At 74.0% G+C, this 6,931-nt stretch carries 3 protein-coding genes; all 3 read left to right on the top strand.

Annotation, left to right across the window (positions count from 1 at the left end):
- Positions 1-25: 25 nt before the first annotated feature.
- Positions 26-1,522: a cobyric acid synthase gene (locus tag TR46_RS17790; RefSeq protein ID WP_042401803.1), complete on the top strand. Its 1,497-nt coding sequence runs from the start codon at positions 26-28 to the stop codon at positions 1,520-1,522.
- Between the two features lie 56 nt (positions 1,523-1,578).
- A complete protein-coding gene (gene cobN, locus TR46_RS17785) occupies positions 1,579-5,232 on the top strand; it encodes a cobaltochelatase subunit CobN (RefSeq protein WP_042402041.1) in 3,654 nt (1,217 codons plus the stop codon).
- Positions 5,233-5,267: 35 nt separating this feature from the next.
- On the top strand, positions 5,268-6,931 hold a 1,664-nt coding region (locus tag TR46_RS17780; RefSeq protein WP_042402039.1), incomplete at its 3' end, for an ATP-binding protein.

Raw genomic sequence — 6,931 nt, 5'->3', positions numbered from 1 at the left:
GTGCGGCAGGAAGGAGGGGGCGCCGATGAACGGGGCGCTGCTGGTGGCGGGGACGACCTCGGACGCCGGAAAGAGCGTGGTCACCGCCGGTGTCTGCCGCTGGCTGGCGCGGCAGGGGGTCTCCGTCGCGCCGTTCAAGGCGCAGAACATGTCGCTCAACTCCTTCGTCACCGCCGACGGCGCCGAGATCGGCCGGGCCCAGGTGATGCAGGCGGCGGCGGCCCGGATCGAGCCCGAGGCGGCGATGAACCCGGTGCTGCTCAAGCCCGGCGGGGACGGCCGCAGCCAGGTGGTGGTGCTGGGTCGGGCCGTCGCCGAGGTCGGCGCGCTGGACTACCGCGAGCGCAAGCCCGCGCTGCTGCGGATCGCCCTGGACTGCCTGGCCGATCTGCGCAGCCGCTACGACGTGGTGGTGTGCGAGGGCGCGGGCTCCCCCGCCGAGATCAATCTGCGCGACCGGGACATCGCCAACATGGGCCTGGCGGTCGCGGCGTCGCTGCCGGTGGTGGTGGTCGGCGACATCGACCGGGGCGGCGTGTTCGCCTCCATGTACGGGACGCTGGCGCTGCTGTCCGCCGAGGACCAGCGGCACCTGGCCGGATGGATCGTCAACAAGTTCCGCGGCGACGTGCGGCTGCTCAAGCCGGGGCTGGACATGCTGGAGCAGCTGACGCACCGTCCGTCCCTGGGCGTGCTGCCGATGCTGTCCGGGCTGTGGCTGGACGCGGAGGACTCGCTGGACCTGGCCGGGCTGGTGGACCGGGCGCCCAGCGGCGGCGCGGCCGGGGAGGAGGTGCTGCGGGTCTCGGTGGTACGGCTCCCCCGGCTGTCCAACTTCACCGACATCGACGCACTGGCCCAGGAGCCTGGCGTGCTGGTGCGCTGGGCCACCCGGCCCGAGGAGCTGGCCGACGCCGACCTGGTCGTCCTGCCGGGCACCAGGGCGACCGTCGCCGACCTGGCCTGGCTGCGCGAACGCGGCCTGGACGCGGCCCTGGCGGCGCGGGCCGCCGAGGGGCGGCCGGTGCTCGGGGTGTGCGGCGGCTACCAGATGCTGGCGCGGACCATCGTGGACGAGTTCGAGTCGAAGGCCGGAGCCGTCCCCGGGCTGGGGCTGCTGCCGGTACGGGTGGAGTTCGCGGCGGCGAAGACCCTGGCCCGTCCGGTCGGCGAGGCCTACGGCGAGACCGTGGCCGGTTATGAGATCCACCACGGGGTGGCCGCCGTCGACGGCGGCGAGCCCTGGCTGGACGGCGTGCGGGAGGGCTCGGTGTGGGGCACCACCTGGCACGGCGCCCTGGAGAACGACGGCTTCCGCCGCGCCTTCCTGCGCGAGGTGGCCGCCACCGCCGGTCGGCGCTTCACCCCGGCCCCGGACACCTGCTTCGCAGCCGCCCGTGAGGAACGGCTGGACCGGCTGGGCGATCTGATCGAGGAGCACGCCGACACCGGCGCGCTGCTGCGGCTGATCGAGGGCGGGGTCCCGGCCGGGCTGCCCTTCGTCCCACCGGGTGCGCCATGACCCCGCCGGCCCCCACCAGCCAGTCGAACCGATCCACCGACCGAGAGGGCACGACCGTGACCACGGTGCTGCTGCTGTCCACCTCCGACACCGACCTGCTGGCGGCCGGTGCCGCCGACGCCGGGTACCGGGTCGCCAACCCGACCAGGGTCGAGGTCGGTGAGGAGCTGGACCGGCTGCTCACCGGCGCGGACGTGGTCGTCGTGCGGCTGCTCGGCGGCCGCCGCGCCTGGGAGGAGGGGCTGGCCGCGATCGCCCGCTCCGGGCTGCCCGCGGTGCTGCTCGGCGGCGAGTCGGTGCCCGACGCCGAGCTGATGGGGATGTCCTCGGTCCCGGCCGGAGTGGTCGCCGAGGCGCTGGCCTACCTGGTCGAGGGCGGTCCGGCCAACCTGGCCGAGCTGGCCCGGTTCCTCTCCGACACGGTGCTGCTGACCGGCGAGGGCTTCGCCCCGCCGCAGCCGATGCCGCTCTACGGGGTGAGCGGCTCGCGTCCGGTCGTCGAGGGCCGCCCGACCGTGGGGGTGCTGTTCTACCGGGCCCATGAACTGTCCGGCAACACCGCCTTCGTGGACACGCTCTGCGACGCGATCGAGGAGCGCGGCGGCAACGCCCTGCCGGTGTTCTGCGGCTCGCTGCGAGGCGCGGACGCGGAGCTGTTCGCGCTGCTGGGCCGCTGCGACGCCGTGGTGGCGACGGTGCTGGCCTCCGGCGGCACCGTCGCGGCCGACGCCAGCGCGGGCGGCGCCGAGGAGGCCTGGGACATCGGCGCGCTGGCCCAGCTGGACATCCCGGTGCTGCAGGGCCTGTGCCTCACCTCCACCCGTTCTGCCTGGGAGGTCTCGGACGCGGCGCTGTCGCCGATGGACGCGGCCATGCAGGTCGCCATCCCCGAGTTCGACGGGCGGCTGATCACCGTCCCGTTCTCCTTCAAGGAGCTGGGCGCGGACGGCATCCCGGTCTACACCGCCGACCCCGAGCGGGCCGGCCGGGTGGTCGGGATCGCGCTGCGGCACGCGGCGCTGAAGCACAAGCCCAACGCCGAGAAGAAGATCGCCGTGGTCTTCACCGCCTACCCCACCAAGCACTCCAGGGTCGGCAACGCGGTCGGCCTGGACACCCCGGCCTCGGCGGTGCGGCTGCTGGACGCCCTGCGCGGGGCCGGCTACCGGGTCGCCGACTACCCGTCAGGAGGCGACGAACTGATTCATCGACTCATCGCCGCCGGCGGCCACGACGTGGAGTGGCTGACCGAGGAGCAGCTGCGGGCCGCCCCCGCCCGGGTGCCGCTGGCCGACTACCAGCGCTGGTTCGCCACCCTGGACCAGGAGTTGCGCGAGGGCATCCTGCGGCACTGGGGCGAGGCCCCCGGCAGCCTCTATGTCGACAACGGCGACATCGTGCTGGCCGCGCTGCAGTTCGACAACGTGATGCTGATGATCCAGCCGCCGCGCGGCTTCGGCGAGAACCCCATCGCCATCTACCACGACCCCGACCTGCCGCCCTCGCACCACTACCTGGCCGCCTACCGCTGGCTGGAGCAGTCCTGGGGCGCCGACGCCGTGGTCCACCTGGGCAAGCACGGCACCATGGAGTGGCTGCCCGGCAAGGGCCTCGGCCTGTCGGCCGGGTGCGCGCCGGACGCGGTGCTGGGAGAACTGCCGCTGGTCTACCCGTTCATCGTGAACGACCCCGGCGAGGGCACCCAGGCCAAGCGGCGCGGCCACGCCACCATCGTGGACCACCTGGTCCCGCCGATGGCCCGCGCCGACACCTACGGCGACCTCGCCAAGCTGGAACAGCTGCTGGACGAGTACGCACTGGTCAAGGACCTGGACCCGGCCAAGGCCCCGGCGGTGCGGGCGCAGATCTGGACCCTGGTGAAGGCCGCCGAGCTGCACCACGACCTGCATGTCGACGACCAGCCGGACGAGGAGGCCTTCGACGAGTTCGTGATGCACATCGACGGCTACCTCTGCGAGATCAAGGACGTGCAGATCCGCGACGGACTGCACATCCTGGGCGGCGGACCGGTCGACGAGGCCCGGGTCAACCTGGTACTGGCAGTCCTGCGCTCGGCCCAGGTGTGGGGCGGCAAGGCGGACGCGCTGCCGGGGTTGCGGGCGGCGCTGGCGGCCGAGTTCGGGCTGGTGGAGAAGGAGTTGCTGGCCGAGCCCGGCGCGCCGGTCAAGGTCCCGGCCGAGCTGACCGCGCTGGTCCAGGGCCCGGCCCGGAGCGCGGCCGACGCGGTGGACCTGCTGGAGCAGCTGTGCCGCAGGCTGGCCGAGGGCATGGAGCAGACCGGCTGGACGGCGGGCGCCGCCGAGCCGCTGGTGCGCGAGGTGCTGGGCCACGACAACGCCGATGCGGCGGCGGTGCTGCTGTTCGCCGCCCAGGAGGTGGTGCCGCGGCTGGAGCGGACCACCGACGAGCTGACCCACATCCTGCGGGCGCTGCGCGGCGGCTACGTCCCGGCCGGACCGTCCGGGTCGCCGACCCGGGGGCTGGTGAACGTACTGCCGACCGGTCGGAACTTCTACTCGGTCGACCCCAAGGCCATTCCCTCCCGGCTCAGTTGGGAGGTCGGGCAGGCGCTGGCCGACTCCCTGGTGGCCCGCTACCTGGCCGACACCGGTTCGTACCCGCGCTCGGTGGGCCTGACCGTGTGGGGCACCTCCTGCATGCGCACCCAGGGCGACGACATCGCCGAGATCCTGGCGCTGCTCGGCTGCCGCCCGCTCTGGGACGACGCCTCGCGCCGGGTGACCGGCTTCGAGGTCGTCCCGGCGGGCGAACTCGGCCGTCCTCGGGTCGATGTGACGGTCCGCATCTCCGGCTTCTTCCGGGACGCCTTCCCGCACGTGGTGGCGCTGCTGGACGACGCGGTGCAGGCGGTGGCGGCGCTGGACGAACCCGAGGAGGCCAACTACGTCCGGGCCCACGTCGAGCAGGACACCGCCGAGCACGGCGACCGCCGCCGGGCCACCGCCAGGATCTTCGGCTCCAAACCGGGCGCCTACGGAGCGGGCCTGCTGCCGCTGATCGACGCCCGCAACTGGCACTCCGACGCGGACCTGGCCGAGGTCTACGCGGTCTGGGGCGGCTACGCCTACGGCCGCGGCCTGGACGGCCGGGCCGCACGGGGCGACATGGAGCAGGCCTTCCGCCGGATCTCGGTGGCGGCCAAGAACATCGACACCCGCGAGCACGACCTGGTCGACGCCGACGACTACTTCCAGTACCACGGCGGCATGGTGGCCATGGTCCGCCACCTCACCGGCGCCTCCCCCGAGGCCTATGTCGGCGACAGCGCCACCCCCGACCAGGTGAGGACCCGCACCCTGGGCGAGGAGACCCACCGGGTCTTCCGGGCCCGGGTGGTCAACCCCCGCTGGATGGCGGCCATGCGCCGGCACGGCTACAAGGGCGCCTTCGAGATGGCCGCCACCGTGGACTACCTCTTCGGCTACGACGCCACGGCGGGTGTCGTGGACGACTGGATGTACGAGAAGCTGGCCACGGAGTACGTCTTCGACCCCACCAACCAGGAGTTCATGAAGCAGTCCAACCCGTGGGCGTTGCGCGGCATCACCGAACGCCTGCTGGAGGCCGCCGACCGGCAGCTGTGGGCGGAGCCGGACCCGGACACCCTGGACCGGCTGCGCGCGACCTACCTCGAACTCGAAGGCGACCTCGAAGGGGACGACCAGTGACCGACTCCCGCTATCCCTTCACCGCGATCGTCGGCATGGACGACCTGCGCCTCTCGCTGCTGCTCAACGCGGTGTCGCCGCAGGTCGGCGGGGTGCTGGTGCGCGGCGAGAAGGGCACCGCCAAGTCCACCATGGTGCGGGCGCTGGCCGGGCTGCTGCCCTCCATCGCGACGGTCGAGGGCTGCCGCTTCGCCTGCGACCCGGCCGCGCCGGACCCGCAGTGCCCGGACGGCCCGCATGCTGACGGTACGTCCTCCGCCGAGCGGGCCACCCGGCTGGTGGAGCTGCCGGTCGGGGTGTCCGAGGACCGGATCGTCGGCTCGCTGGACCTGGAGCGGGCGCTCGCCGAGGGCGTCAAGGCCTACGAGCCGGGGTTGCTCGCCGCCGCACACCGGGGCGTGCTCTACATCGACGAGGTGAACCTGCTCAACGACCACTTGGTCGACCTGCTGCTGGACGCCGCCGCGATGGGCCGCTCCTACGTCGAGCGGGAGGGCGTCTCGGTGCGGCACGCGGCGCGGTTCCTGCTGGTCGGGACGATGAACCCGGAGGAGGGCGAGCTGCGGCCGCAGCTGCTGGACCGATTCGGCCTGACCGTCGAGGTCGCCGCCACCCGGGAGCCGGCCGAGCGGGCCGAGGTGGTCCGCCGCCGACTTGCCTACGACGCCGATCCGGACGGTTTCGCCGAGCGCTGGGCGCAGGAGGAGAAGGAGCTCGCGGTCCGGATCAACGCAGCCCGCGCACTGCTGCCCTCGGTCGTGCTCGGGGACGCGGCGCTCCGTCAGATCACCGCCGTCTGCGCCGCGTTCGAGGTGGACGGGCTGCGCGCTGACATCGTGATGGCCCGCACCGCCGTGGCCCTGGCCGCCTGGTCCGGACGCACCGCGGTCACCGCCGAGGACGTGCGCACCGCCGCACAGCTGGCCCTCCCGCACCGCCGCCGGCGCAACCCCTTCGACGCGCCCGGCCTGGACGAGGAGAAGCTGGACCGGACCCTGGAGCAGTCGGCCGGCGAGGAGCCGGACGGCGGTCCTGACGACGGGCCCCGCCCGGACGGCGGACCGGACGGTGGGCCCGACGACGACGGTCCCGATGACGGCGGACCCGACGGACCGTCCGGCGGCGGCCAGGACGCGCCCACGGAGCAGGAGGCGTCCGGCGCGGAGGGCGAGGCGTCCGCGCAGACCCGTACCGCACCGGTCCCGCCTCAGCCCGCCGCGCCCGCGGCCTCCCCCTACCGGACCCGGCTGCTGACCGTTCCCGGGCTCGGCGAGGGCGCCGGGGGGCGCCGCTCGCGGGCCCGTACCGACAGCGGCGGCCACACCGTCCGCGCCACCCGGCCCACCGGCGCGCTGCAGCGGCTGCACCTGGCCGCCACGGTCCGGGCGGCGGCCCCGCACCAGCTCGCCCGGGGCCGGGACGGTCGGGCACTGGTGCTGCGCCGGGACGACTTCCGCCAGCAGGTGCGCGAGGGCCGGGAGTCCAATCTGGTGCTGTTCGTGGTGGACGCCTCGGGATCGATGGCGGCGCGGCAGCGGATGTCGGCGGTCAAGGGCGCGGTGCTGTCGCTGCTGATGGACGCCTACCAGCGCCGCGACAAGATCGGCATGATCACTTTCCGCGGCTCGGACGCCGTGCTGGCGCTGCCGCCGACCTCCTCGGTGGAGGTCGGCGCCGCCCGGCTGGAGCAGCTGCCGAC

Origin of the sequence: Streptacidiphilus carbonis (assembly GCF_000787775.1) — a bacterium.
Taxonomy (GTDB): domain Bacteria; phylum Actinomycetota; class Actinomycetes; order Streptomycetales; family Streptomycetaceae; genus Streptacidiphilus; species Streptacidiphilus carbonis.
The sequence above is the reverse complement of the archived record's forward strand: the minus strand, read 5'-3'. Positions and strand labels throughout refer to the sequence as shown.